The 25,933-nt window shown below is 61.7% G+C and carries 15 protein-coding genes; 9 read left to right on the top strand and 6 right to left on the bottom strand.

The window, feature by feature from the left end; translation table 11 throughout:
• Positions 1 to 863: 863 nt before the first annotated feature.
• On the bottom strand, positions 864 to 2,867 hold the full coding sequence (locus VJZ71_00345; protein ID HKQ46501.1) for a GGDEF domain-containing protein: 2,004 nt from the start codon (positions 2,865 to 2,867) through the stop codon (positions 864 to 866).
• 616 nt (positions 2,868 to 3,483) lie between these two features.
• On the opposite strand from VJZ71_00345, the gene VJZ71_00350 reads away from it, so the two are divergent.
• The 5 genes from VJZ71_00350 to VJZ71_00370 all read left to right on the top strand — a co-directional run bounded on the left by VJZ71_00350 (position 3,484) and on the right by VJZ71_00370 (position 13,329).
• Positions 3,484 to 6,462: a hypothetical protein gene (locus VJZ71_00350; GenBank protein ID HKQ46502.1), complete on the top strand. Its 2,979-nt coding sequence runs from the start codon at positions 3,484 to 3,486 to the stop codon at positions 6,460 to 6,462.
• A 92-nt stretch (positions 6,463 to 6,554) separates the two neighbouring features.
• Positions 6,555 to 8,573 (top strand): hypothetical protein, encoded by a 2,019-nt coding sequence (locus tag VJZ71_00355; protein ID HKQ46503.1) that lies wholly within the window; start codon positions 6,555 to 6,557, stop codon positions 8,571 to 8,573.
• Positions 8,574 to 8,638: 65 nt separating this feature from the next.
• The gene (locus tag VJZ71_00360) at positions 8,639 to 10,537 is read left to right on the top strand and encodes a hypothetical protein (GenBank protein HKQ46504.1); all 1,899 of its coding nucleotides are present in this window, start codon (positions 8,639 to 8,641) and stop codon (positions 10,535 to 10,537) included.
• 36 nt (positions 10,538 to 10,573) lie between these two features.
• Positions 10,574 to 11,320 carry a YdjY domain-containing protein gene (locus VJZ71_00365; GenBank protein ID HKQ46505.1) on the top strand — a complete coding sequence of 249 codons (747 nt, stop codon included), beginning with the start codon at positions 10,574 to 10,576 and terminating at the stop codon, positions 11,318 to 11,320.
• 5 nt (positions 11,321 to 11,325) lie between these two features.
• Positions 11,326 to 13,329 (top strand): hypothetical protein, encoded by a 2,004-nt coding sequence (locus VJZ71_00370; protein ID HKQ46506.1) that lies wholly within the window; start codon positions 11,326 to 11,328, stop codon positions 13,327 to 13,329.
• A 13-nt stretch (positions 13,330 to 13,342) separates the two neighbouring features.
• On the opposite strand, the gene tyrS is transcribed toward VJZ71_00370, so the two are convergent.
• The 5 genes from tyrS to VJZ71_00395 all read right to left on the bottom strand — a co-directional run bounded on the left by tyrS (position 13,343) and on the right by VJZ71_00395 (position 18,280).
• On the bottom strand, positions 13,343 to 14,572 hold the full coding sequence (tyrS, locus tag VJZ71_00375; GenBank protein ID HKQ46507.1) for a tyrosine--tRNA ligase: 1,230 nt from the start codon (positions 14,570 to 14,572) through the stop codon (positions 13,343 to 13,345).
• 39 nt (positions 14,573 to 14,611) lie between these two features.
• The gene (locus VJZ71_00380) at positions 14,612 to 15,361 is read right to left on the bottom strand and encodes an isoprenyl transferase (GenBank protein HKQ46508.1); all 750 of its coding nucleotides are present in this window, start codon (positions 15,359 to 15,361) and stop codon (positions 14,612 to 14,614) included.
• 10 nt (positions 15,362 to 15,371) lie between these two features.
• Positions 15,372 to 16,736, bottom strand: a complete 1,365-nt coding sequence (locus VJZ71_00385; protein HKQ46509.1) for an adenylosuccinate synthase — start codon at positions 16,734 to 16,736, stop codon at positions 15,372 to 15,374.
• Between the two features lie 59 nt (positions 16,737 to 16,795).
• Positions 16,796 to 17,578 (bottom strand): hypothetical protein, encoded by a 783-nt coding sequence (locus tag VJZ71_00390; protein HKQ46510.1) that lies wholly within the window; start codon positions 17,576 to 17,578, stop codon positions 16,796 to 16,798.
• A gap of 108 nt (positions 17,579 to 17,686) precedes the next feature.
• Positions 17,687 to 18,280 carry a hypothetical protein gene (locus VJZ71_00395; GenBank protein HKQ46511.1) on the bottom strand — a complete coding sequence of 198 codons (594 nt, stop codon included), beginning with the start codon at positions 18,278 to 18,280 and terminating at the stop codon, positions 17,687 to 17,689.
• A gap of 560 nt (positions 18,281 to 18,840) precedes the next feature.
• On the opposite strand from VJZ71_00395, the gene VJZ71_00400 reads away from it, so the two are divergent.
• The 4 genes from VJZ71_00400 (at position 18,841) to rpoD (ending at position 25,824) form a co-directional block, all read left to right on the top strand.
• The gene (locus tag VJZ71_00400; GenBank protein ID HKQ46512.1) at positions 18,841 to 19,821 is read left to right on the top strand and encodes a serine acetyltransferase; all 981 of its coding nucleotides are present in this window, start codon (positions 18,841 to 18,843) and stop codon (positions 19,819 to 19,821) included.
• Between the two features lie 86 nt (positions 19,822 to 19,907).
• Positions 19,908 to 21,671 (top strand): flagellar basal body P-ring protein FlgI, encoded by a 1,764-nt coding sequence (locus tag VJZ71_00405; GenBank protein ID HKQ46513.1) that lies wholly within the window; start codon positions 19,908 to 19,910, stop codon positions 21,669 to 21,671.
• A 343-nt stretch (positions 21,672 to 22,014) separates the two neighbouring features.
• Positions 22,015 to 23,886, top strand: coding sequence for a DNA primase (dnaG, locus tag VJZ71_00410; GenBank protein ID HKQ46514.1), 1,872 nt, complete (start codon positions 22,015 to 22,017; stop codon positions 23,884 to 23,886).
• Positions 23,887 to 24,072: 186 nt separating this feature from the next.
• Positions 24,073 to 25,824: an RNA polymerase sigma factor RpoD gene (gene rpoD, locus VJZ71_00415; protein ID HKQ46515.1), complete on the top strand. Its 1,752-nt coding sequence runs from the start codon at positions 24,073 to 24,075 to the stop codon at positions 25,822 to 25,824.
• The last annotated feature ends 109 nt before the right edge of the window (positions 25,825 to 25,933 follow it).

Consider the following 25,933-nt stretch of genomic DNA (forward strand, 5'->3'; position numbering starts at 1 on the left):
ATGGGCACGTGTTTATCGCGCTCGAACCGGAAAATGGCCCACCGTCGAATCGGGTCGAATTGCCGGAACTTCGGAAACGTGGAGGGCCGTCAATCAAGCCCTGTACCTGGGCCGGCGGGGTCTTCCCCGCAGCCCAGGTTCCCTCAGCAAGTTGCTACGCCCACGATGGCGGCGACGGGGCGCCAAGGGAACGTTTTTTTCTTCACCCGACTTGCCTTTCTGAAAATCCATGCTATATTAGGTAGTTGTTAGGTCAGCGAACCTGCCGCGCACCGCCCGCGCGCCCGCTGGCCAGGGAGGTTCCGCGCCATGATTTGTTTCGACGTTCCGGCTTTTCGGCGTTTCGACGTTTTGGGCTCGTCTGCTCTCCGTGCCTCCGTGCCTCCGTGCCTTCGTGCCTTCGTGCCTCGCTTGTGCCCTCCGTTTTCGCTCGGAGTCACTTCCGCCGAGATCCGCATTCACCTCAACCCCCATTATCCTGCGAATCCGGCCCCCATTTTCGCTCGCTCTCGCTCGTTTTCACCAAAAAAATATTCTGCGCCCTCACCTCCTCACCAGTCACCTGCTCGCCTGCTCTTCAGCCCGTTCCCCTCCCATTCCGTTCCATTATTTCCCATTATTTTCCGTCAAGAAAAGACGGAGTCTGGTTGCTGGGGCCAGCTCTGCGTGCGCTCTCCTTCCGCAGTCCCCAATCCCACATCCGCCATCCCACATCCACCCTCCGACATCGTTTGTGCCTCCTTGCGGCTCCTTGGGCCTCTTTGTGGGGGGGAGGGGGGGCACCCCGCGGAGTTCCCAGCCCGGAGGTCATCCAAATCATGTAAATCTTGTAAATCCTGTCCATTCCCCGTTGAGGGAGGCGCCTACGCCGAAAACTGGATGCCGATGTCGTGGATAGCCCCTTCGACGTGGCGGCAGAAGGCGACGACGCCCGCGAGAGCGCGCGGGGGTTTGCCGGGCGAGCAGATCGTGACCTCGACGGCGTCACCGCGGGCCATCGATCGAGAGGCGAGCACGCCGACGCCGGTGGGGGAGAAGTTCCGCACGTAGGCCGGCTCCTCAATCGTGATCCCCGCAGCCGTGGCGGCATTCGATCCCGCGAGAAGTCGGATGAAACAGGGCGTGAGCATGACCGACCGCGATTGCTTGCGATGGTCTCCGTGGATCGCGGGGGCGGCGCGATGGAGCTGCTCGGCGATGCGGCGATAGCTGTCGAGGTGGGGGGCGGCGGCGGAATTCACCACAGAGGACACAGTCGGCACGGTGGAATGAATAGCTTCTTTTTTCTTCGTGTTTTCCGTGGTGAAATTCTTGTACACCGCGCGGTCCTTGCCGCTTTTCTTGGCAATGTACATCTGTTCGTCCGCGGCGGCGAAGAGGGCGTCGGCGCTTTCGAACTGCAGGGAGTTTCCCCAGACGGCGCCGACGCTGCACGTGATTCGGGCCTTGAGTCCCAGCGGGACGTAATCGATGCCCCGGACGATTTCCACCAGTTGGCGCGCCTTGGCCTCGGATTCGTCGGGCCTCAGGCCGGTGATGATCGCGACGAATTCCTCGCCGCCGTAGCGACCGATCGAACCGGTGTTGATGATCGCCGCGGGCAGCGCGGCGGCGACGGCCTGGAGAATATGATCGCCAGTCTGATGGTTATGCTCGTCGTTCACCCTCTTGAAGTCGTCGAGATCGAGGAAAAAGCAGGACACCGGCATACCGCGTCCGCGCGCGTCGGCCAGGTGTTGCGCGGCGACATCCGCGAGGGCCCCGCGGTTGAGCAGGCCGGTCAGAGGATCCCGGGCGGCGCGCTCGCGATACTCGCCGAGTGCCGACTTGATCTGATCGCGCTGGCTCTCAACATCGTGGACTCTCTCTTCGGCCTCGCCGGCGGCGGCCGTCAATTGCCGGTTGGCCTCGCCCAGTAGTTCGGTCACATCGAGGTCGTCGGGAAGGGCGTCGCCCAATAATTCGGAGGCCTGTTTGTAGCTCTCGCCAGCGGCCAGCAGACATTTCTGGAGATCGTCGGGGCTGAGACCGAACTGCTCCAGCGCGTAGGCGGCCAAGCGGTCGGCGGATGGATTGGGGCTGAGGTCTTCGGTGAAGCATAGGGAACCGACAAGATAGGCCAATGCGCAGAGACGATCGGCAGGGCCGGCGCCGGCACCGAGCCTCGTGGGAAAATGGTGCTGCGCGAGGGGTTTTTGGATCGCTTCGGGCAGGTTCCATTCCGCGGCCATTGCCGAAATCGCGTCGGCATGGTCATAAGGAAAGCGTCCCTTTTCGGCGGCGTAAAACGCGGCCGGGGAGAGACCGCCGGTTTCATAGAGGGCCGCGTATTCCGGACCGAGGAGTTGGACGAGCAGGAGGATGCCGCCGTCGCAGAGCAGTCCGATGAGAAACGCCTCCTCGGCCAGCCCCGGTGCGACCACGCGGGCGATCTCGCGACCGACGCAACCGCGAAGGACGGACTGTTTCCAGTAAGCCTTGATGTCAAATCTCTTGCCACCGAGCTTGTTCAGGTGGCCAACGAGTTGAAAGCCCAGCGCCGCCGTGCGGACGCGGCCCAGCCCCAGGACCATGACGGCCCGTTGGATCGTGGTCGCCGGCGTGACCAGCGCCATGCAGGCCGAGTTGGCCATTTTCAGCAGTCGCGCGGCGAGCGCGCCATCCATCTGGATGACCTTGGCAAATTGATCGATCGTGGCGTCGGGGTCAGCCGCCAGACTCAGAATGCGGCTGGCCAATACGGGGCTGCTGGGCAGCTTGGCCTTGACGAACAGTTTGCGCAACTGATCCAGGATGGCTTGTCGCCCCTTGTCTTGAGGCGCAGAGGACGATAACTCTCTTGCACCGGCTTGAGCGGCTGCGACCATTGTTGATATTTCCCCAAAAAATGCCCACTGGGAGCATCTCCCCGGTCGGACCTGGGTTTTCCTCAGCAGCGAGGTTTTTTACCAGGTATCCGGACGCTGCTTCGCGCGGGGATTCTCGATCGCTCGCAACGAGGCGCTCCGGATGTCTTGAATCCGCAACACCTTATCGGCTTAGTCGGGGGCCAACTCTATTGGTACTTTCCCTTGCTGGAATTGCGGGCAGAACGATCACGGCGCTACCGGACAAGAAGTGAGATAACAGGACGAGTCCGGGAACCGCCAATAGGGCTCAATGAGATGCGCCCGGCCGCCCAGAATCCAGGCGGCCATTCCCCGAAACTCGGACCAAGTGGGCGTTTAAGGCAAAGCCGCCGGGTTTCGGGCTTGCATTAGGGCGATGATCGGCGTAAATTCTATTAGGATTACGGCGTAGGATAGCCCGGGTGAGCGCGCCAAGGCGCTCTCGCATGCCCCCCAAAAAGACCCCGGGCGAACGTAATTGTGGCTGTGCCCGCCAGATTGTCCCACGGCTCGGCAAGCAACAAAGGTCCGGCACTCGGATCGTACACAGGCCATTCTCGGAGGGAGGAGAATGGATAGAGCGAGGAGATTCCCAATGACACGTACCCGCACCTTCGGAGTCGCGGCGGCGCTGATGCTGGCGATCGGAATCTCGTCCGTTCGCGGCGACGAGCCGACGCCTTCGGACAAGCTGCTGGAAGCGATCAAGCTTTTTGACGCCGGCCAGTACGCGGAGTCCGATGCCATCCTCAAAAGCCTTAAGGAAGAGGACTTTGAAAAAGAGGCCGACCAGATTCAATGGCAGCGCTATTCGTCGCTCGCGCCAAAGGCCGCGGCGGAGGTCGTCGAGGCGAACAAGGCGTACTCGGACGGCGACGAGGCGCTGCGCGCCGACAAGCTGGAAGAGGCGAAGGGCCACTTTCAACGAGTTGAAACGTACAAGTATGCGCCCTCCGACCTCAAACATCGGGCTGCAAAACAGGTAGAGGACATCCAGGCGAAGCTGGCCTCTGAAACTCCTGCTCAAAGCCCTCCGCCGGCGCAACCGGAAGTGGTTGTCGTGGAGACTTCGCCGCCACCAGCACAACGCGAAGTCGTAATCGTGCAGACTCCGCCGCCGAGCGGCCGATCGTCCATCGTTGAAGAACTGGCGCTGGAGCATGAGCTGCTTTGGCAGCAGGCCGAAAAGGCCTATCGCGATGCGGAGTCGCGGCTGCGCAAGGCGGTCCTGGCCGAGGATTTCGAGGAAGCCCGTCGCCTATTAGCCCTCGCCAAGCAGACGATCGAATTGAACCGCCGGTACGCGTCCCCGGCCAGCAAATACGAGGACTATCGCCATCAAGCCGAGGAGCTGGAGCGCTTCGTCGAGGATGAGGAGCGGGCCTACGACGAGCGGCTGATTCGCGAGAAGCAGCTTGAAGTGCAGAGCCGCGAGGAAGAGCGCATCGAGCGGGTTCGCTTGACAAAGCTCCGCCAGATCGACCAGTTGATGGACCAGGCCACGGAGCTGGAAAAAGAGCGCCGGTACGACGACGCCATTCAGGTTTATGACCAGGTGCTGGCCCTCGATCCCAACAACGACAATGCGGCCTGGATGAAGGAAAAACTCGGCGACTTATCCGTGAACATCCGCGACCGTGTGGCCGCCAAAGATCTGTCCAGCGAGGCGCAGGACTTGATCGTCGAAACCACCGAGGCCAGCATTCCCTGGCACAAGGACATCAACTACCCGAAAAACTGGCCGGAGATCACGGCCAAGCGGACCGGCGCTGAAGAGGCCGCCGAGCCCGAGGTCAATCGCCAGGTTCGCAAGAAACTCACAACGGTCGCCCCGGAACTGAAGTTCGACGCTCAGCCATTTGAGGAAGTGATCGAGAAGCTGCGGCAATTCACCGGTCTGAACATCGTCCCGAACTGGTCGGCGTTGGAGGCGGCGGCGATCGACAAGACCACGGAAGTCACGCTTCGTCTGCAAAACGTGACCTTCGAAAAGGCGATGAAGCTGATTCTCGACGAGCTGGGCGGCGGCGAGACGGAACTGGCCTACGAGATTGACGACGGCGTCATCCAGATTTCCACAAAGGAAGATCTGAGCCGCCGGACTCTGACGCGCGTATATAACGTGCAGGATTTGATTATTTCGGTGCCCACGTTCCGCGGACGTCAGATTAACCTCGATCAAATCGGCCAGAATTCGAACCAGCAGGGCGGTCTGGGAGGCGGTCGGTTTCTAGGGCAGGGCGGCCAGGGCGGTGGTGGCGGCGGCGGCGGCGGCGGTGGTGGCGGCGGACTCTTCGGAGGGGGCGGAGGCGGCGGCGGAGGGGACGACGACGAACTCGAAACGGAAGGCGATCCGCTTCAGCCGATCATCCAGCTCATTCAGCAGACGATCGATCCGGAAAGCTGGCGCGAGTCCGGTGGGCAGACGGGTTCCATCCAGTCGCTCAATCAGCAGATCATCGTGACGCAGACGGCGTCGGCGCACGGCGAGTTGCGTGACCTGCTCCGGCAGCTCCGCCAATCGCGAGCGCTGCAGATCGCCGTAGAGGCGCGCTACATCACGATCGCCCGCAACTGGCTCGAACAGATCGGCGTCGATTTGGACATCATCCTTAACAACGGCAATGCCGGCTTCGATCGCACGACGATTCTTGATCCGGCGACGAACAACCCCGTCCTGGTGCCGCGGCAGTTCTCGCGTCTGGGCTTTACGCCGGGTGCGCCGGGCGGGGTCGGGATTACGCTGCCCGCGCAACCGTTTGGCCAGCCCTATGGGCAGCCGGGGCTAGTTCCCGCGAACGGCAACGTCGGCTATGCGTCCGGCAGCATGACACCGATTCCCATCGTGAACAATACGCTCGACCTGGCGGGGCCGACGGCCTCCAATATCGCCGGCTCGCTGGGCGGCATCGCCAATACCACGCCGGCGTTCCAAATCTTCGGCAGCTTCCTGGACAACATCCAGGTGGACTTCTTGCTCCGCGCCACGCAGATCGACCGCCGATCCAGCGACTTGGATGCCCCGCGGCTCGTGCTCTTCAACGGCCAGCGCGCCACATTCGAGTCCTTCATCGAGCAGGACTATATCGCCGCGCTGACGCCCATCATCGGCGACAACGCCGGAGCGTTCCTGCCCAACGTCGCCACCGCCCTCACCGGCCGATCCCTCGACGTCCAGGCTACCGTGTCCGCCGATCGACGCTACGTCACGATGACCGTGCGGACGTTTACCCGCGTAACGGGCGACTTCCGAACGGTCTTCTTCGGCGGCTCGCAGACGGTCGGCTCGGGTTTCATTGAACTGGCGACGCAGACGACGCAACAGATCCGGACGACCGTTTCCGTGCCGGACGGCGGCACGCTGCTGATCGGCGGTCTGAAGCTCTCGGCCGAGCGCGATATCGAGGCGGGCGTGCCGATCCTGTCGCGCATTCCAATCCTGAAGCGGGCGTATTCCAATACGTCCAACGTCAAGGACGATCAGGTGCTGCTCATCCTGATCAAACCGACCATCATCATTCAGGAAGAGGCGGAAGCCGAGGCGTTCCCGACGCTGTCCTCCGCGGGCCGCTGAGTCCCGTCAATATTTTGACCGCTTATGGGCCGATCGCCTGCTGAGTGCAGCCGATCGGTCCTTTTTTTCAACTGCCGATATAGAGGCAGATCATGATTGCACGCCCCGGGTCTCCAGCCGTGTCCGCAAGGCCAACAGATGCAACGTTGCGCGACGGGATCGGTCTTATCGCGTGCGTCGCGGCGGGACTCGTCGTCCTTGCGCTCTCCTGGACGAAGCTGGGCAGTATCGATCTCGGCTATCACCTCGCCTACGGCCGCCACTTTCTGGCGACGGGCCAAATTGTCGAGGTCGATCCGTTTCTTTATCCCGAAAACGCCAAGCCCTTCGTCAACGCCAACTGGGGCAGCCAGGTCGTCATGGCCCTGGTCGAACGGGCGGCGGGGGCCGGGGGTCTGTTTGCACTTTGCCTGGGCCTGATCGCTGTCATCTTTGGCGCGATGGCGTGGATCGTTCTTCGGGAAACGCGCAGCCCGCTCGCCTTGGCGTTCGCCTGGTTGCTGGCAGCCATCGCCGGCTATGAACGATTCAGCCTCCGACCCGAGCTGTTCAGCTATGCCTGCATGATGCTGATTCTGCTGGTGCTCCTCCGGGGCCTTCGCTCCTGGACGGGCGTCGCCGTCCTGGGTGTCATTCAACTCTCATGGGTCAACCTGCACAGTTATTTTCTGGTGGGGGTCTTCATTACTTGCTGTTGGTTGGTGGGAGAGACAATTCGATGGCTGTGGACCAGGAATCGCCGCGCGGACGAGGCGGATCGCGGCCGCAGGAAACTGCGATGGCTTCTCCTTGGGCTGGGCGTGCAAGTCGGCGTGTGTTTCGTCAACCCCTGGCTGCACCAAGGAGCGTTTTTTCCGATCGCCACGCTGGAGTACCTTCGGCGCGGGCAGGTGATGGCCGGCGGCGAGGGATGGTCCGGCGAGAGCGCCTGGTCGATCATTTCGGAATTCAAGTCGCCGTTTTCGTTTTTGAGCGAGCCGATCAATGCGCGGACCATCCACGCCTACCTCCTGCTCCTGCCGGTCGCCATCGCCGGCGCCGTGGCGCTGGCGGCCCAGGGCCGGCTCGGTGCGGCCCTCTCCGTGCTTCTATTGGTGGCGATGTCGACGCAGATGCGCCGAAACATTGCGCAGCTTGCACTTGCGGCGTCACCGCTCGCGGCGGTAGCCATGAGCAGCGCCCTGGCCCGCCTCGGTCCCTGGCCCACCGGCCGGCGCCTCCGCGGTGTTCTCTCGTGGGTCATGATCGGTCTGTCCATCTGGTGGACCTACGGGATCGTCGAAGGGCGGTTCTACTTCAGCGAACGGCGCGTGACGCGCCAATTCGGAACCGGCTACAGCGCCCGAGTTTTTCCGATCGACGCGGTGCAATGGCTGGCCGCGCAGCCTTCGCTGCAGCCTAATCTTTACGTGAACTACTTCGCGTCGAGCAGCATCCTGCCCTGGCTACCGGAGCGGTTCAAGCTGTTTGTCGATACCAACACGTTCGCGTACGACGAGCGCGTTTTGGCGACGGCCCATCAACTCGGCATGGGGGAGATCGACCATGGCCCCGTCTTTCAGGAACATGGCGTCAACGTTGCGCTCCTGCACTGCGGGTCGGACACCCAAATGCTGATTCGCAAACTCGCGGCGGACGCACATTGGGCGTTGGTGTATTTTGACCGTCACACCGTGATCTTCGCGCGGCGAATGCCGGAACACGCCGCCCTCGTCGCGTCGTCGCAACGCACGGAGCGCGATTTGGACGCCCCGGCCTGGATCGCCTCGATCAAAGAATCCGGCCGCCAGCGGGCCCTGGAACTGGGACTGGCCGCCGGCGTGCCGCTCTCGCTCGGCTGGCACGACGCCGCCATCAAGATGTCGAACGAGGCCGTCCGGGTGGCGCCCGATTATGATGAGGGCTGGCAGTACCTCGGCGTCAGTCACGGCAATCGAGGGAATATTGCCGGCCGCGAGGGGCGATATGGTGATTCACATCGGGAATACACCGAGGCGCTGACGTGTTTCAATCGTGTGCTGGCGTTGAAGCCGAATCATCCCGAGGCGCGAACGTATCGGGCGCGGACGCTCCAGGCGCTGGAGTTCCTAAAGGGCAAGGGGCAGCCGTAACGAAGACCGCTACCTTCGACGACCGCCTGGGACTTCTGGCCGTTCTCGCCGTCGGCGCGATGGTCTTGAGCCTGTGGTGGTTCAAGGAATCCGCCCTCGATACCGGCTTTCACCTCGCCTACGGTCGTCATTTCCTGGACACGGGCGAAATCGTCACGTTCGATCCGTTCCTCGATCCTGCCATCGTCCGGCCCTTCATCAACGGGAATTGGGGCACCCAGGTCATCATGGCGGCCGTCGAGCGGTCGTGGGGAGTGACCGGCCTCATTGTGATGCGATGGGTTCTGCTCTCCATCGTTTTTGGCGTGATGGCCGTGATCGTCCGGCGAGTAGCTCGGGAATGGCATTGGCTGGCGTGGGCCTGGATGCTCGCGGCGGTGACGGCCTACGAGCGTTTTTCGCTTCGGCCGGAACTCTTTGGCTATGTCATCCTGACGCTGATGCTTGCAATCCTCTTGCGCGGCACGGTCGGTTGGCGGGGCATCGTCGCATTGGGCGTGCTCCAGGTCGCATGGACGAACATCAGCTTCTATTACCTTGTCGGGTTGCTACTTACCGCGTGCTTCCTGGCCGGCGAATGGATAATGCGACTGGCGCCCCGGCCCGGCTGCGAACCCGCTGTGCAGCCGACGTCTGCCCGGCGACTCGGCCTGGCACTTGCCGTGCAGTCGGCGGCCTGCCTCGTCAATCCCTGGCACATTCGCGGCGTACTGTTTCCTTTTCAGACACTGCGCTTTCTTCAGGATCAAAAAGTCGTGGGTTTGAATGCCGATCAAGGCGACGGCGGCTCCTGGTCGCACATCAGCGAGTTTCGCCATAGCTTTGGGTTCATGGGCGAGTTGGCCAATCGCCGTACCATTGACGCTTATTACGTCCTCCTTGCCGTTGCCATCGTCGCCCTGATCGCCTTGTTTGCCCGTCGTCGCTGGGGCGAAGCGATCGCCGTTACCCTTTTCATGGTCATGTCCGTCCAAATGCGCAGAAACATCGCGCAATTTGCGTTGGTCACCGCACCCCTGGCGGCCTGCGCCTTCGCCACGGCCGTCCCTACAGCCTGGATTCGCGTCGCCTCGGTGATTTGGCTGCGCCGCGCACTCGTGCTGGCGACGATGGTCGCCGCCGTCGCGTGGACGTGGTCCATCGTGGACGGTCGGTTCTATTTCGTCGAACGGCGAATCAACCGCGAGCCGGGAATGGGCTACAGCACGCGCGTCTTTCCGATCGACGCGGTCCGGTGGCTATCGTCCCAGCCCGCCATTGGGCCTCGACTGTATGTCGATATGTTCACGTCAAGCAACGCACTTCCCTGGCTGGATCGCCGTTTTCGGCCCATGGTCAACACCAATACGTTTGTCTATGACGACCAATGGCTACGAAAGATCATGGACGTCGCGGCCGGCCGGATGGACCATCGGCCCTTTTTTCGGCAACAGGATGTGGACGCCGTGCTTCTGCATATCGCACCGGATACCGAACCGCTGGTCCGGGCGCTGCGTGCCGACGAGGCCGATTGGGCGCTGGTGTATGCCGATCCGCATATGGTCATATTTCTGCGGCGTAAGCCTGAGCACGAAGCCCTCATCAAGGCGAACCAGCCCCGGGCGGAGGACGTCGATGTCGATGATTGGGTCAACACGACCGGCGGATTGCGTTACCATCGGGCCCTCAGTCTGGCGACAAAGGCCGCCGCGCCATGGGCGTTAGGTTGGTACGGGCCTGCCGCGCGGCTTTTTGAGGAAGCCCTGCGGTTGGCGCCCGACTCGCCGCCCACGTGGAATTACCTGGGACTCTGTTATGGAAAGCTGGCAGAAGCGGCCGTCCGCGAGGGTCGGACTGAAACTGCGCAAGGCCAACTTCGCCGGGCGATAAGCTGTTTCGAACAGGTAGTGTCGATGCAACCGGACAATGAAGTTCTCAAGAGCAATCTCGCCCGGGCCAGGGACATGTTGCAATCGCTCAACTGAATGACGGATGGATCCGGACAAGGCGCGACCCAGAATATGCCCTTTTCAAAACTGCTGACGACGATCGCGACGGTGTGGATGGTCTCGGCGTTCGGTTGCACATCGCGCCCCGGCCGGTCCGTGGTGGACGTCCCGGGCGATCGGACGGCGCCGGCCACCCAGCCGGCAGGACGGGTGGTGGACTTCGGGCCGGGCCTCCGCATCGATTATCGCGTCCCCCAGGTCGAGGTGGATTCCGAAGTCGTCCTCCGGCAAGGGGCCTTGGAACTTTTCGCCTACAGCCGCGCCCAGGTTCCAAAGGAACATGAAACGATCCTGCGAACGGAAGTTCCATGCGAGCGCATCTACCAGGCGCTCCACTTGATCGGCCTCGTGGCGGGTCGCCCTATGCGTTACGACATGGAGACGAAGACCGTCGAATTGCCGACCGGCGACCCCGTGGAGGTTCTTGTGCGTTATGACCAGGAAGGCCGGACCCGCGAGCATTCCGCGTGTGACTGGATGATGAATGCCTCGACAAAAAAGCCGATGGCGCGGACGCACTGGCTCTTTACTGGGTCGCGCCGGGAAGAAGATGGCCAATTCGCGGCCAACATCGAGGGGACGCTCGTGACCGTTGTTGACTTTCCCAGCTCCCTCCTGAGTCTGCCGGCCAGCCACAGCGAATCGGATTCGCAACTATGGCTCCTGGCCCATACCGATTCGATCCCCCCGCAGGGGACGCGCGTCATCCTCGTTCTTCGACCGGCCGCCCAATCATCTCGCGGCGCTCACAACCCCTGATCGAAATGTTCAACCGCGCTCCATCGACGCCGTCTGCCCAAACCCAAAAGGGGGGGGCGCTGGATTTATCTCTAAGCATCGCCTCTCTCGTCGTCGCCGGGATGTTGGTCGTCAGTTTGTGGTGGTTCAAACTTTCCAGCAGCGATCTCGGCTATCACCTTGCCTACGGCCGTCATTTTTTGGAAACGGGCCGAATTGTCACCCTCGATCCGTTTCTTGAACCGTCGATCGCCCGGCCGTTCATCAATGCGAATTGGGGCGCGCAAGTTCTGTTTGCGTTGGTGGAGCGGATGGGCGGGGCAGTTGGCCTCATTTTGTGTCGATGGGCGCTCCTGGCGGTCGTTTTTTCGTCGATGGCGATTGTCGTTCGGCGGGCGGGTTGCGGGTGGCACGGGGTGGCTTGGGCGTGGATGCTGGCGGCCCTGGCGGCGTACGAACGATTCACGCTTCGCCCGGAGTTATTCAGCTACGCCATCATGATGGTGATGGTCGGGGTACTCGTCGGGAGGGCGTATTCGTGGCGGAGCGTGGCAATATTGGGCGTCCTGCAAATAGTTTGGGTCAACATGCATAGTTACTTTCTCGTCGGCCCGATCCTGACAGGGTCCATGCTTGCGGGTGAACTGCTTCAGCGGCTATCGGCTACGCGCAGTTCCGAGTATCGCCCGGCACCATCGCGAAGAACGCGAATTCTCGCCTGGGCCTTCGCGGCCCAGGGGGCGGCCTGCCTGGTCAATCCGTGGCACGTCCGCGGAGCGATGTTCCCGTTGCAAACGCTTCGTTACTTGCAAGAGCAAAAGGTCATCGGCGCGGACGGCGTGCCGCAGGACGCCGGTCCCTGGTCCATTGTGTCAGAGTTCCAACAGCCGTTTCGCTTTCTCTTTTCACCCATTAACAACCACACAATTGAGGCGTACTGCATCCTGCTTCCCGTGGCCTTTCTGGGGCTCGTCGCATTGTTGGTACACCGCCGATGGGGCGAGGGCCTCGTCATCGCGTTCCTCCTGGCCATGTCCCTGCAGATGCGGCGGAATATCGCACAGTTTGCGATCGTCGCCGCTCCCCTTGCGGTCTGCGGCCTGGCGTCGGCGGTCCCGAACGGCTGGTCGAGCCGGCGCGCGGGACGCTGGGCGCGGCGAGTGTGGGTGATCGCGACGATTCTCGCGGCGTCCGTGGGCACATGGACGATCGTCGAGGGCCGATTTTACCACGCCGAGCGACGCCTCAATCGCGAACCGGGAATGGGCTACAGCGCGAGGATCAACTTGATCGACGCGGCGCGCTGGCTGTCCGCGCAGGGGGCGGTCCAGCCCGGCCTCTTCGTGGATTTCTTCTCCTCCAGCAATGTTTTGCCCTGGTTGGATCCGCGCTTCAAGCTGCTGATCGACACCAATACGTTTGGATATGACGACCAATGGCTGACGCAGATCATCGCGGTGGGGGAGGCTCGGCGCCCCCATCGCGAGTTTTTTGATCGCTATCACATCAATGCCGCCCTGCTTCACGTCGGCACGCAGACCGCCCCTCTCGTTCGGGCGCTGCACGCCGACGGTGATTGGGCGCTCGTCTATGTCGATCCCCATGCGGTCGTTTTTCTGCGCCGCATCGGCGGGCATGCGTCAATCATCGGGGCCTACCAGCCGGCATCCCACGATCTCGACATCGAGGCCTGGATGAATTCGGCGCGCGGTCCCCGGCACCATCGTGCCGCGAGCCTCGTGACGATGGCCGCAGTTCCCTTGACCCTGGGTTGGCACGAGCGCGCCGCCCGCCTTTTCGAGGAGGCCCTGCGATGCGCTCCCGATTCGGCGGACGCATGGAACAACTTGGGCCTTTGCCATTGGGAGCAGGCGAAGGGCAGGGACCCGGGCGGCCAAACCGAAACTGCTGAGTCCCATTTGCGCGAGTCGCAACGTTGCTTTAAGAAGGCCGTGACTCTGCAGCCGAATGAGCCGCTGTTCCGGAAGAACCTCTCCCTGGTCAACGAAGCCCTGCGCCCGCCATCGTGACTTGCGGTTCGAATCAGCCGCCGATGATCTTCGCGGCCTTGCGCTTTCCGACCTGCACCAGCATCCCGTCGACAGGGGTAACCTTGGCGTGCGGGTCGGCGATCTTCTGCTGGTCGATCAGAACGCCGCCGGATTCGATCAGGCGGCGGCCTTCGCTGGTCGAGGGAGCAAAATTAAGTGCCTTGAGCAGCTTGGGCACCCAGATGCTTCCGTCCTTTTCACATTGTCCGGGCGGAAGCCTGATCGACGGGATGTCGTCACGAAGAGCGTGCTCGCGAAAGACTTTGTGCCATAACTCCTCCTCGTGATCCGCGGCGGGCCGATCGTAATACGTGGAGACGATCTCTTTCGCCAGGCGAATCTTCGCGTCGCGTGGGTGGCTCTTGTTTGCATCGGTGATGACGGCGATTTCCTCGGCAGGAATCGTCGTCAGGAGCGTGTACCACTCCTTCATCATCTCGTCGGCGATCCGCATGGTCTTGCCAAACATGTCCTTGGGGCTGTCGGTCAGGCCGATGTAATTGCCCAGGCTCTTGCTCATCTTCTCGACGCCGTCGAGACCGCGGAGGATGGGCATAATCAGCACGAGCTGGCCCGGCTTTCCGTACTGCGGCATCAGGTCGCGCCCGACAAGGTTGTTGAACGTCTGGTCCGTTCCGCCCAGTTCGATGTCCGCGTCGATCATGACCGAGTCATAACCCTGCATGAGCGGATACATGAGTTCTGTCAAGACGATCGGCACTTCGGCGTCGATGCGCTTGCTATAGCTCTCTCGTTGGAGCATTTGCTGGACGGTCATGTGGCTCTGGAGCCGCAAGATATCGGCGAGGTTCAGCGGGGCGAGCCATTCGCTGTTGTAGCGGATCTCGAGTTTATCCGGGCTGGTGTCGAGAACGTGTCCCGCCTGCGTGAAATAGGTCTCGGCGTTTTTCTTGATCGTCGCCTCGTCGAGCATCGGCCGTGTTTTCGTCTTGCCGGAAGGATCGCCGATGCGTGCCGTGTAGTCGCCGATGATGAGGATGGCTTTGTGCCCGCAATCCTGAAACTGCCGCATTTTGCGAAGGACGACGGTATGGCCCAGGTGAATATCCGGCGCGGTCGGGTCCATGCCGAGCTTGACGCGCAGCGGCCTCCCCGTCGCGAGACTCTTTTCCAACCGCTCGCGCAGTTCCTTCTCGGTGTAGATCGCCTCGCAACCGCGGGCGAGGAGCCGCTCCTGGTTTTCAATCGGTGGCATGGACATGGTGATAGGTTACCTTTGCCAGGTGGCGGCCTCAATCGATCAGACGTTTCCAAACCGGCGGTTTCGCTTGCCGAACTCCTTGATGGCCTCGTCCAGGGCTGCAGAACCAAAGTCAGGCCAACAGACTTCCGTCACGACGAGTTCGGCGTAGCTGATCTGCCACAGCAGGAAATTGCTGATCCGCATCTCGCCCGCCGTGCGAATGAGGAGATCGGGGTCGGGGATCCCCGCGGTGTAGAGGGCGTCGGTAATCGTCTGCTCTTCGATCTCGTCCGGTGCAAGCCCACCGGCGGCGACGCGCCGGGCGATGTTGCGAACCGCGTCCGTCAATTCCATCCGGCCGCTATAGTTGAGCGCCAGGCAAAGCGTCATGCCGGGATTGTCCTTCGAGAGGCGCATCGTTTCGTCGAGTTCCCGGAGCACGTCGTCGGGCAGGCCGGCGCGGCGGCCGATCTGGACCAGCCGCACGCCGTTTTCCATGATCTCCACACGCTCCTTGATGAGGTACTCGACGTAGAGCCGCATCAAATGGCCGACCTCGGTCTCGGGGCGGTTCCAATTCTCCGTACTGAAGCTGTAGAGCGTGAGGTAGCCGACGCCGAGTCGCGAGCAGCGCGTGACGATCTCCTGCACCTTGTCCGCGCCGGCCTCGTGACCGCGAAGTCGAGGAAGGCCGCGGCGCTGCGCCCAGCGGCCATTGCCGTCCATAATGATGGCGATGTGGCGCGGAACGCGCTCCGGCGGTAGGCCGAGTTCGGTCATCGAATCCAATGGCAGCGCCGTGGGCATGAGTGATTCATCAATCGTTGCATGACTGAAGCTTGGGTGCGCGATGCAGCGTCGCGTCGCGCGCCGGGCCGATACTGACCAGCGTGATCGGCACGCCGATCGTCGCTTCCAGCCGATCGACGTAGCGCCGGGCGGCGTCGGGCAATTCCTCATACGCCTTCGCCACGCTGAGGTCCTCGCGCCAGCCGGACAGCGTCTCGTACGCGGGCGTCACGCTGCTCAGCGCGCGAAGGTCCGCCGGAAAGCTTCGCAAATCCCTTCCATTGTAGCGATAGCCGGTGCAGATTCGCACTTCCGGAAACGTGCTGAGCGTATCCAGATGCATGACGGCGGCCTGCGTAATGCCCCCAAGGGCCACGCTGTAGCGCACGGCGAAGGCGTCGAACCAGCCACAACGGCGCGGGCGGCCGGTCGTCGTGCCGAACTCGCGGCCACGGGTACGAATGGCGTCGCCGGTTTCGTCGGTCAGTTCGGTCGGAAAAGGGCCGCCGCCGACGCGCGTAGAATAGGCCTTTAGCACCCCGAGATAGCTTTGAATCGCCGTGGGCGGCGCGCCGGCGGCCGCGGCGGCCCCGGCGGCGGTGCAGGTGCTGCTGGTCACGAACGGAAACGTCCCGTGGTTGATATCCAGGAGGCTGCCCTGCGCTCCTTCAAAGAGGACCCGCCGACCGGCGGTGAGGGCTTCGTGCAGCACGGCCGTGGTGTCGCAAACGTGAGACGCCAATCGGTCGGAGTATGACAGCCACTGACCCGCGATGGCGTCCGCTTCCAACGACTCGGTATCGCTGTAAAGGGCGGTAAAGACGCGATTGCGATCGGAGACGACCTCCGCCAAGCGCGCGCGAAAACCTGCGGGATCAAACAGATCCCCCATTCGAAAGGCGGTGGCACGCAACATCTTGTCCGCGTAGCAGGGGCCGATGCCGCGGGCCGTCGTTCCGATCTTGCGATCCGGACTCAAACGCGCCTCCTCCAGCCGATCCTGTTTCTTGTGATAGGGCATGACCAGATGGGCCCGGTCGGAGATCAGCAGATTCTCGGCGATCCTGATATCGCGGGAGCGGAGGGCGTCGATTTCCGCGAGCAAGGCCTCCAGATCGAGCGCGACGCCCGGACCGATGAGATTGATGACTTCAGGCCGGAGGATGCCGCTTGGGATCAGGTGCAGGGCAAATATCTCGTCGCCAATCCGCACGGTGTGGCCGGCATTGGCTCCGCCGGCAAAGCGCACGACCACGTCAAAGTGCTCGGTCAGGAGATCGACGATCTTTCCTTTGCCCTCGTCGCCCCATTGCAGGCCGACGACGACCGTGTTGCCGAGCGATTGAAAGTCCATGGCGTGGGCGAATCCCTCGAAGTCCTGCCTCGCGCCCATTGCCGTGGTTCATGGGAGGTAGGTGACTTCAGCCGTAGTCTAGGACGAATCGCCTGTTTTCAATAGCCGTCTGGTATTCGGCGTGTCGCAGCGCCGGCGTCGGGAGCTTTGGCCACCCATGGCGCTACGAATTGACCAATCCAGCCCACGAGGGGCAAGTAGTCCGCGTGTTCCCCATAGTGGCCGTACTGCTCCCACGCCGGGTCGTATTCGATCTGCATCAGCCGCTCGTCCTGCATGTCGAAACCAAACGAGGCGGCCGGCGGGCCGTGAGTGCTGTCCGCGAGATTTTCCTCCACGCCACGGTCCTGGGTGAACTGGTCCCGGGGGGACCAGAAAAGCACGATCTCTTCGCGCGTCCCCGCCAGCGCCGCCGACACGTCGTAGCTGCGGTGCATGGCGGCGCTCATCAAAATCAACCGGTCCACCTGCGTCCCTTCCGGCATTCTTTCGGCAACCAGAATTGCGAACCAGGCGCCTCCGGAATACCCAAGGAGGGTGACCGGTCGATCGGGATGGGCCTGCTTGTACGCCGCGAATCGAGCCGCTTCCTGCCGAGCGCGTTCGTCGTTTCGAACTTGGGCCCCGGTCGGATCGTAATAATGATCGAGAAAGGCAGCCCACTGAACCAACTCAATGGCCTCGTCGACGCCGCCCTGACGCAGCCCCTCATAAAACCCCAGCATCTCGATGGTCGTGTTGAACGAACCCGGGTACATCACCACCAAGCCCTTGTCGAGTTCAGCCTCGGTCGGCGTGGGCGGCCGCCAGACGTCGCAACCTGAAAGAAACACAAAGATGATGCAAAGCGATTTCAAGGTCCGAGACCATTGGTCGAGCATGTCGTCCTTCCTCAATCCATTCCCGAAGAGCCGTTGCAAGCATCCTCGCTCGCTTGGACTTGGACCGTTCTACCCGCTAACGAATGATCGGGGTAGGTCTCAGGTCGGTCAGACCGAGCCCCCGAACAGGGCGAATTGTTCCGCCAGGCTTCGATTCACGATGTCATCGACGGTCGAAGCCCAGCCACACTCGGGACAGCGCACCTCGCGCAGGCCGGTGAGGTTGTAGGAGCATTGAGGGCAGGCTACGACAGCGCCGTAATTCATGGGGGATTGCATGCTGCTCAGGTCAAATGTCGGTCCACTCGATCGCCACAAATATGCCGAACCACCAAACCAGAGGGTTGCAGCGAAGAATGGAACGGAGTTTACTATCGTTTGAATGAGTTCACTTGTTTTCTGATCTCCCCAATATGTCGCATCTGTAGGAACAAAAACGATTGCGGCAGATAACAGGACAAGCGCGGCCAACAGAATGGTTTGGAGTTGCCGTCGGCGGGTCCATTCGACTTTGCATCGCCAAATAAGCCACCAGACAATGACGCCAGTTACAGAAGCAATCTCCAAAGTCAACCAAATTGTTGCCGGTAGGCTATCAACAAGGTCAAAGGCACCGATGGTACCAAACGTAAACAGCACCAATCCGGGAAGAAAAGGGACCAGGCTGGCACCCAGTGCCAGCCGCACAGCGTCACTGGACATATTGATTCTCCTTTGAGCCGTTTTTTCGCTTAAGGAATTGCCCGCCCACCAGAGCGCGCAACAAGCAGCGCACCAAATTCCCGGTATCCCTATCGCCTGCCCCCCGCTTACCTGTTCTTCAACCGCGCATTGGCCAGCCCCCCAAATCGGTTTCCAGATAAAGAGTTGTACGAACATGAGCGCCGTCAACGCGGCGGTGCATGTTGACCGTAGGCCAGTCCAACGAACGTACTTCCGCCAAATCGAAAGTACGCATAGGCTCATGATAGCCGTGGCGATAAGGTAGCCGGCCTGACTCTCCGGGAACACCGGATGGAAGTGATGTAGCAACCATCCACCGACCAACCACGAACCGACCGTCGCAAATGTGAGCCCCTGCAGCAAGACGATTCTGTATGCCCGATCCGACATGAACCTACGCTCCGCCGCCCAGCATCACGCCGTCGCTAGTTATCAGACAACGGGGTAGTGCGGATTGCCTTTCGTCGCCTTTGCCGGAATCGCTTGCCGATCTAATCAGGCCCTAACAGCATCGTTTCGAACCGGGTATAATTCCTTCGATGCTCGGTGAATTCGATATCGACGACAAGCTCCCGGCCCTCGTGGACCGCATTGTCGAGAGCTACATGGCCGATCCGCGGACGCGGCACATCGACCGCGGGTATTTGCCCACTGCGGGCGAAATCGTCCGTATCATCGAGATGTTGATGGAGGTCTCCTATCCCGGCTATTTCGGGAGACAGAACCTCAGCACGAAGAACGTCCGGTATCACGTTGGCGATCTGATCCCTCGCCTGGGGCAGGCGATGTATCTCCAACTCTTCCGCTCCTTCTGCCACCAGAACGAGATCGAGGGCAATTACGATCCGACCGGCTCGGACTTGCAGGCCATCACGCTCGACGTAAAGGCCCGCGACTACGCCCAGGCGTTTCTCCAGAAAATCCCCGACATCCGCGCGATGCTCGCGCTGGACGTCCAAGCCGCCTACGACGGCGACCCCGCCTCGGCGAATACCGATGAGGTCATCCTGGCGTATCCCGGCTTGCTCGCCATCACGGTTTATCGCTATTCCCACGAGCTGTATCTCATGGACGTGCCGCTCATACCGCGAACCATGTCGGAATGGGCCCACCAGAGCACCGGGATCGATATCCACCCCGGCGCCAAAATCGGCCGGAGTTTCTTCATCGACCATGGCACCGGCGTCGTCATCGGCGAGACCACGGAGATCGGCGAAAACGTCAAGCTGTATCAGGGAGTCACGCTCGGCGCGCTTTCCTTCCTCAAGGACGAGCGCGGTCGCATGGTCCGCGGTTACAAGCGCCATCCGACCGTGCGGGACAACGTCACGATCTACGCCAACGCGATTATTCTGGGGGGCGATACGATCCTCGGCGAAGGCTGCACCATCGGGGGCTCGACCTTCCTGACCACCAGCGTCCCGCCGGGCTGCACCGTGACGACCAGCGCGCCGGAATTGAAGGTCCGTCCGCCGAAACATGCGTCCGCAGCGCCCCACGCCCTGGATTTTTGCATTTGATCCTCCACCAGCAAGTTCGATGCGAACGGAGAGGATCCCTTGCCCGCCCGCGAGGCTCGCTGGATGATGCGAGCCGATAAAGACCTATGTTCCCGCCCCGGTACCATCCGCTGAGACTTCGTCATCTCGCCGCCTTCGCCTTGGCAATCGGCGTGGCCCTCGGCGGCTGCGCCACCCAGGAAGAGTGGGATCGCTTTTGGGACAGTTTTAAGGATAAGGGCGAACAGCCGTCGGCGAATCCACCCCTCGCTTCCAACAGCCGTGCCGTACAGGGCACCGTCGGAGAGTACGTCACGATCGACGGGCTGCGCATGAATCACGTTCGGGGCTTCGGGCTGGTGGTGGACCTGGTCGATACCGGCGGCGTCGACGGCCCGGAGCAGGTCAAGGACTACATTACCAAAGAGGTTCGCCGAACCCAGGAAATCGGCGCACCCGGAGAGACCGTCGATGAGATTCTCAGGGGGCGGGACAGCGCGATGGTCAACGTCGTCGGCCAGATTCCCGCAGGGGCCAAGAAGGGGGATCGGTTCGACCTTGTGGTCGAAAGAATGGGCTCGCAATCGCGTTCGCTCGTCGGCGGCCGGCTCGTACTGTGTGACCTGAAGTTGTTTGCCGACACTCCGTCAGGAGTGATTGAAGGAAAAACTCTTGCCACGGGCAGCGGGCCGGTCTTTGTCAGCCCCTTTGATCGGGCGGGCCTGGCGACGTCCAAGGTTGACTTGAAGGTCGGTTTTGTCTTGAGCGGGGGCATCGTGAAGGAGCCGCGGCGCATTCGCCTCGTTCTCAACGATCCGCGCTACAGCATCGCCCAGCAAATCGTCTCCCGTCTCAACGGTCGGTATGCCAAGGCCGATCCCATCGCCGACGCCAAGGGCGCGAGCACGATCGAACTTACTCTCCCGCCGGAATTCAACGACCGCAAGCGGGTGTTCCTGGAGCGGGTCATGCATACCACGCTGAACGAGCATCCCGCGATGCTCGAACGGCGGGCGAAGGAACTCAGCGACGAGATCACGCAGGAAGGGGCCGAGTTTGAGTCGATCGGCCTGGCCTGGGAGGCGATTGGCAAGGCCGCGCTGCCCATTGTTCGCCAGCATTACCACAGCCCCAAACCCGAGGTCGCATATTATTCAGGCCGCACCGGATTGCGGCTGGAAGACAACGACAGCGTCGCCGTGGTCGGCAAGCATGCGCGCGAGCCGAACAGCGCGTTTCGGCTCCAGGCGATCGACGAACTGGGATATGCGACCGCGTTGCACGGAGCCGGCGAGCAGCTGCGGAAACTCCTGGACGACGCCGATGAGGACATCCGTATTCGCGCGTATCTGGCCCTCCGCCGCCGGACCCATCCGGCGATCGAGTCAAAGGTGATGGACAGGGACAACTTCGTTCTTGACGTGGTGGACAGCAAGGGGCCGTTCTTGATTTACGTCCAGCGCCTCGTTGAGCCGCGGATCGCCCTATTCGGTAATCAGATGAAGTGCAACCCGCCCGCCATTTTTCCCGGCGAACGCAAGGATGGCCGCCGCCTTCTGACACAGATCAGCGCGCAGCGCGACGACGACCACTTGACCGTGATTTACCGCAACAAACGGACCGGGATAAATTCCCCGAAGCTGGATGCGCCGTTGATGGTACGGGAGTTCGTCAAGTTCCTCGGCGACCGGTTCGAAACGGACGACGAGGGCCGTCCGACCGGCCTGGCGGTACCCTATTCGGAGGTAGTGGACATCCTTCACGCCTTGTGCAAGAGCGGATCGATACCGGGACAATTTGTGGTGGAAGAAGCCACGGCGCGCGAAGAGGGCGCGGACAGCAAGGAGCGCGAGGAGTCGGAGTACGATTAGTCCGTCTCGACCGAGTTTCAGGGTCCACTCCAATCCGGAAGAGCCCTTCATCTCCCCGCGATAAAGCGGATAATAATTATCCTATTAATCTCGCGTTGAGTTCTCGCGCAGTTAACTCACGTCCGATAGATGTGAAACGCAAATTCTTCCCACGGTTGATAATCTTTTTTCGCCGATAATTTGCCCTCTGCTAAATTTGGTGTTATACTTGTGGGTCTTTCGACCCCTCGTTTCAGGGGGAATAGGCCCTGTAAACACAGGCACTTAGGTCCAATTTCCGGGTTGGATTCAACGGACGGGTCCTCAGGAAGTTAAAGCGGACAAGATTCTTTCAGGAGTGCTTGTGGCCGGACGGTCCACAGAACAACTTACCGAGCAGATTCGCCAGGCGTCAGAAATCGTGGACGTGGTGTCCTCGTATTTGACCCTCAAACGGGCTGGGCGGCAGTTTAGGGGCCTTTGCCCTTTCCACAACGAAAAGACCCCCTCTTTTCATGTGACTCCCGAACGGCAGGCGTTTAAGTGCTTCGGCTGCGGCGCCGGAGGCGACGTCTTCAAATTCATCCAAATGCGGGAAAACGTCAGCTTTCCCGAGGCTCGCACGATTCTGGCCCAGCGGGCGGGGATTTCAACGGAATCCGAATCCAGGACGCGATCTTCCGACGCCGGACCCGGCAAGTTGGACATCGAACGCGTCAATCGCTGGGCGGCCGCATGGTTCCAGAAGCAGTTCAATTCCGCTGAAGGTGGCGCGGCCCGCGAATACGTCGCTGGCCGCGGCATTACCGAGGACTCAATTGCGCGCTTCGCCATCGGTTTTGCTCCCCCCGGCTGGGAGGCCTTATCGACGGCAGCCAAACAGAAGGGAATTCCCGCTGACTTGCTACTGGCCTCCGGTTTGGTGCGTCCCCGTCAGGAAGGGGAGGGGCACTACGACGCCTTTAGAAACCGCCTGATGTTCCCCATCGTGGACGCCATGAATCGCGTCGTGGGGTTCGGGGGTCGCACGTTAGGCGATGACGAGGCCAAATACGTTAATACCCCTCAGACATTGCTCTTCGATAAGAGCCGCTGTTTATACGGGTTGGCGACCGCAAAGGACGCCTTCCGCGACCAGAAGACCGCCGTCGTCGTCGAGGGCTACGTCGATTGCATTATGGCCCAGCAGTCCGGGTTTACCCACGCTGTGGCGACCCTGGGCACGGCCCTTACCCCCGATCATGTCCGGCTTCTGCGGCGATACGTCGATCGCGCCATCCTGGTCTTCGATTCGGATGACGCCGGCCAGCGTGCCGCCGATCAGGCCCTGCCCCTTTTTCTGACCGAAACCATGGAAGTGCTCCTGGCCAAGGTCCCAGAAGGTAAAGACCCCGCGGATTACCTGTTATCCACGGGTCCCGCCGCTTTTTCCGAGGTTTTGACCTCGGCCATCGGAGGGCTAGAATTCAAATGGAAACAGGTTTTAACGCAGTGCCGAGGCGAGGCCACGGCCCCTGACCGGCGGAGGGCGGTCGAGGAGTTCCTGGGCCTTATCGCCCGATCCGGCGATTTCGGCGCCTGCGACCCGATTCAAAGGGGGTTGATTCTCAACCAGGTCGGTAAGCTTCTTGGTCTCTCCGGTGAGGAAGTAAGTCGACAACTCAGGATCGTTGCGCGACGGTCGGGCGGCGTCTCGAAAACGCCGGATCGGTCGGAGGGAACTCCGCCTATATCCCGGCCAGCGACGGTGCTGAATGCGACGGACCGGGCGGCGCGGGACTTCTTGGAGGTCCTGCTGAATGCACCGGAGTATTTCGGGGAAATCGCCGCGGAGTTCGATCCGCGCGAGATTACGGACTCGCACTTGCGGGAGATCGCCCTTGCGATAACGGAACTCCTGGAGCGACCGGCGGAATGGTCGCTTTCCGGCGTGATGAGCCGGTTCGAATCCGTGGAGACGTCCGCGAGGATCATGGATTTGCAATTGGCCGGACAGCGACGTGGCAATTACGGCGGCACTGTACAAGGTGCGCTGGCCCGCCTCCGGCAGATTCGAGAGCAGCGCCGGCTTCAGGAGCTGGCAGCCGCGCACCGTGCCAGACCTGCCATGACGCAGGCCCCGCACGGAACGACGGGACACGAGCTGCTCCAGGTGGCCCGGGGGGTGGGCCATTTTGCGGCGCAAAGGCATCGAGCGACCCCGGCGACCGTGGGTGCCGAGCCGAGCGCGCCGTAGTTTCGGCGGGAATTCGTCAGGCGAGGCGGATCGTGACAGATCCCCGCCCGAATTCTCGAACGGAGAAAGAAGGTCGGTCGCCGCACGGTTGCGGCCGCCGCCGCGAAAGGAATCTTGACGGCCGGGCCCGCGAGGCCCTTGGCCAATGTCGCAAACAAGTTGGAGCCGCACAACATGACGAGAGCGATGACTGAAGTGATAGCCGAACAACCCGCCGCCCCCGCCGCCAAAGAGGCAACGGTCGATCCGGTGGAATTGAGCGTGAACGAACTGATCGAAAAGGGCCGGCAGCGCGGGTTTCTCACCTGGGAGGAACTGAACGAGGCCCTGCCCGACGAAGCGATCCTCCCCGATCGTCTCGAAGCAATTCTGCAAAAGGTCGATGAACTGGGCATCGATATGGTCGACGAGGCCGAAGCGGCCAAGCTGACCTTTGGGGATGAATCGGCCGAACACCGCAAAAAGCCCTTCGCCCCCGACGAACCCATCCCCGCCGAAGATGATTTTCCGATCGAGGCGCCCAGCCGGCGCATTGACGATCCGGTGCGGATGTACCTGACGCAGATGGGAGAAATCCCGCTGCTCACGCGCACGCAGGAAATCACCCTCGCCAAGAAGATCGAACTGACCCGGACGGCGTTTCGACGTAAGGTCCTGGAGTCGGATTGCAGTCTGGGCGCCGCCATTGAGACGCTTCAAGCGGTCAACGACGGTTCGCTGCCCTTCGATCGCACAATGAAAATTTCCAGCGGCGAGAACCAGGTCAAACACGCCGTATTGCAGCGACTCCCCGGCAACCTGGTGACATGCCGGAAGCTCATGGAGTTGAATCAGGAAGATTGGGCCAAGCTTCACGAAGGCCGCCCAAGTGAATCAAACAAGCGAATCATCTGGCGGCGAATCCAGCAGCGCCGACGCAAGGCCGTCACGCTCCTGGAAGAGCTGGCCCTGCGGACCAGCCGTGTCACGCCGATGATGCGAAAGCTTTTTGCCCTTTCGGAAAAATTGGCGGATCTCGAAACCCGGCTCGCCGATCCGCGAAAATCGGCCGCCCTTTCGGATGAAGAGCGCGAGGCCATGACCGACGAAGTCGCCGGTCTTCAGGACCTGGTCCTCGAAACGCCCGAGATGCTCCGCAAGCGCGTGACGGATATCCGGCGCGTGTTCTCCGAGTACGAAGACGCCAAGCGCAAGCTCTCCGGCGGGAACCTGCGGCTTGTCGTCTCCATCGCCAAGAAATACCGCAATCGCGGCCTGCCCTTCCTCGACATCATCCAGGAAGGCAACACCGGCCTGATGCGGGCCGTGGACAAGTACGAATATCGCCGCGGCTACAAATTCAGCACCTACGCGACGTGGTGGATTCGCCAGGCGATCACCCGCGCCATCGCTGATCACGCCCGGACGATCCGCATCCCCGTCCACATGATCGAAACGATGAGCCACCTGCGGAATATTTCCCGCGAGCTGCTCCAGGAACTCGGCCGCGAGCCCACTATTGAGGAAATTGCCAAGAAGGCGCGGATGCCGTTGACCGAGGTCCGCCGCGTCCTCAAGATCAGCCGCCATCCGATCTCGCTGGATCGGCCGGTCGGCGAGGGCGAGGATTCCTACTTCGGCGACTTCATCGAAGACGGCACCGCCGAAAGCCCGGTGAGCACGGCGACCAACGAGATGCTCAAGGATCGCATCGAGCAGGTGCTCAAGAGCCTGACCTATCGCGAGCGCGAGATCATCAAGCTTCGCTACGGCATTGGCGACGGCTACACTTACACCCTCGAAGAGGTCGGCAAGATCTTCAAGGTGACGCGCGAGCGCGTCCGACAGGTCGAGGCCAAGGCGATCCGCAAGCTCCAGCACCCCGTCCGCTGCCGCAAGCTGGAAGGCTTTCTGGACCGCGACGGCAATCTCCACCAGCCTGAAGAAGAGATCATGTAAATCGGTCCGGCCTTGACGGGTAACGATAATGCGATTTAGAAGGCCCCAGGCCCGCCTGCCTGGGGCCTTTTCTTTGGTATAATGGCTTGCAAGGAACCGGCGCTCTGCG

Source organism: Phycisphaerae bacterium, from assembly GCA_035275405.1.
Classification (GTDB): domain Bacteria; phylum Planctomycetota; class Phycisphaerae; order UBA1845; family UTPLA1; genus DATEMU01.

Bases quoted from the DNA above. Each gene is read 5' to 3' on its own strand.
- VJZ71_00345 (HKQ46501.1), bottom strand. From the start codon at position 2,867: ATGGTCGCAGCCGCTCAAGCCGGTGCAAGAGAGTTATCGTCCTCTGCG.
- VJZ71_00355 (HKQ46503.1), top strand. From the start codon at position 6,555: ATGATTGCACGCCCCGGGTCTCCAGCCGTGTCCGCAAGGCCAACAGAT.
- VJZ71_00405 (HKQ46513.1), top strand. From the start codon at position 19,908: ATGTTCCCGCCCCGGTACCATCCGCTGAGACTTCGTCATCTCGCCGCC.
- tyrS (HKQ46507.1), bottom strand. From the start codon at position 14,572: ATGTCCATGCCACCGATTGAAAACCAGGAGCGGCTCCTCGCCCGCGGT.
- VJZ71_00385 (HKQ46509.1), bottom strand. From the start codon at position 16,736: ATGGGCGCGAGGCAGGACTTCGAGGGATTCGCCCACGCCATGGACTTT.
- VJZ71_00395 (HKQ46511.1), bottom strand. From the start codon at position 18,280: ATGTCCAGTGACGCTGTGCGGCTGGCACTGGGTGCCAGCCTGGTCCCT.
- rpoD (HKQ46515.1), top strand. From the start codon at position 24,073: ATGACTGAAGTGATAGCCGAACAACCCGCCGCCCCCGCCGCCAAAGAG.
- VJZ71_00365 (HKQ46505.1), top strand. From the start codon at position 10,574: ATGCCCTTTTCAAAACTGCTGACGACGATCGCGACGGTGTGGATGGTC.
- VJZ71_00400 (HKQ46512.1), top strand. From the start codon at position 18,841: ATGCTCGGTGAATTCGATATCGACGACAAGCTCCCGGCCCTCGTGGAC.
- VJZ71_00350 (HKQ46502.1), top strand. From the start codon at position 3,484: ATGACACGTACCCGCACCTTCGGAGTCGCGGCGGCGCTGATGCTGGCG.
- VJZ71_00380 (HKQ46508.1), bottom strand. From the start codon at position 15,361: ATGCCCACGGCGCTGCCATTGGATTCGATGACCGAACTCGGCCTACCG.
- VJZ71_00370 (HKQ46506.1), top strand. From the start codon at position 11,326: ATGTTCAACCGCGCTCCATCGACGCCGTCTGCCCAAACCCAAAAGGGG.
- VJZ71_00390 (HKQ46510.1), bottom strand. From the start codon at position 17,578: ATGCTCGACCAATGGTCTCGGACCTTGAAATCGCTTTGCATCATCTTT.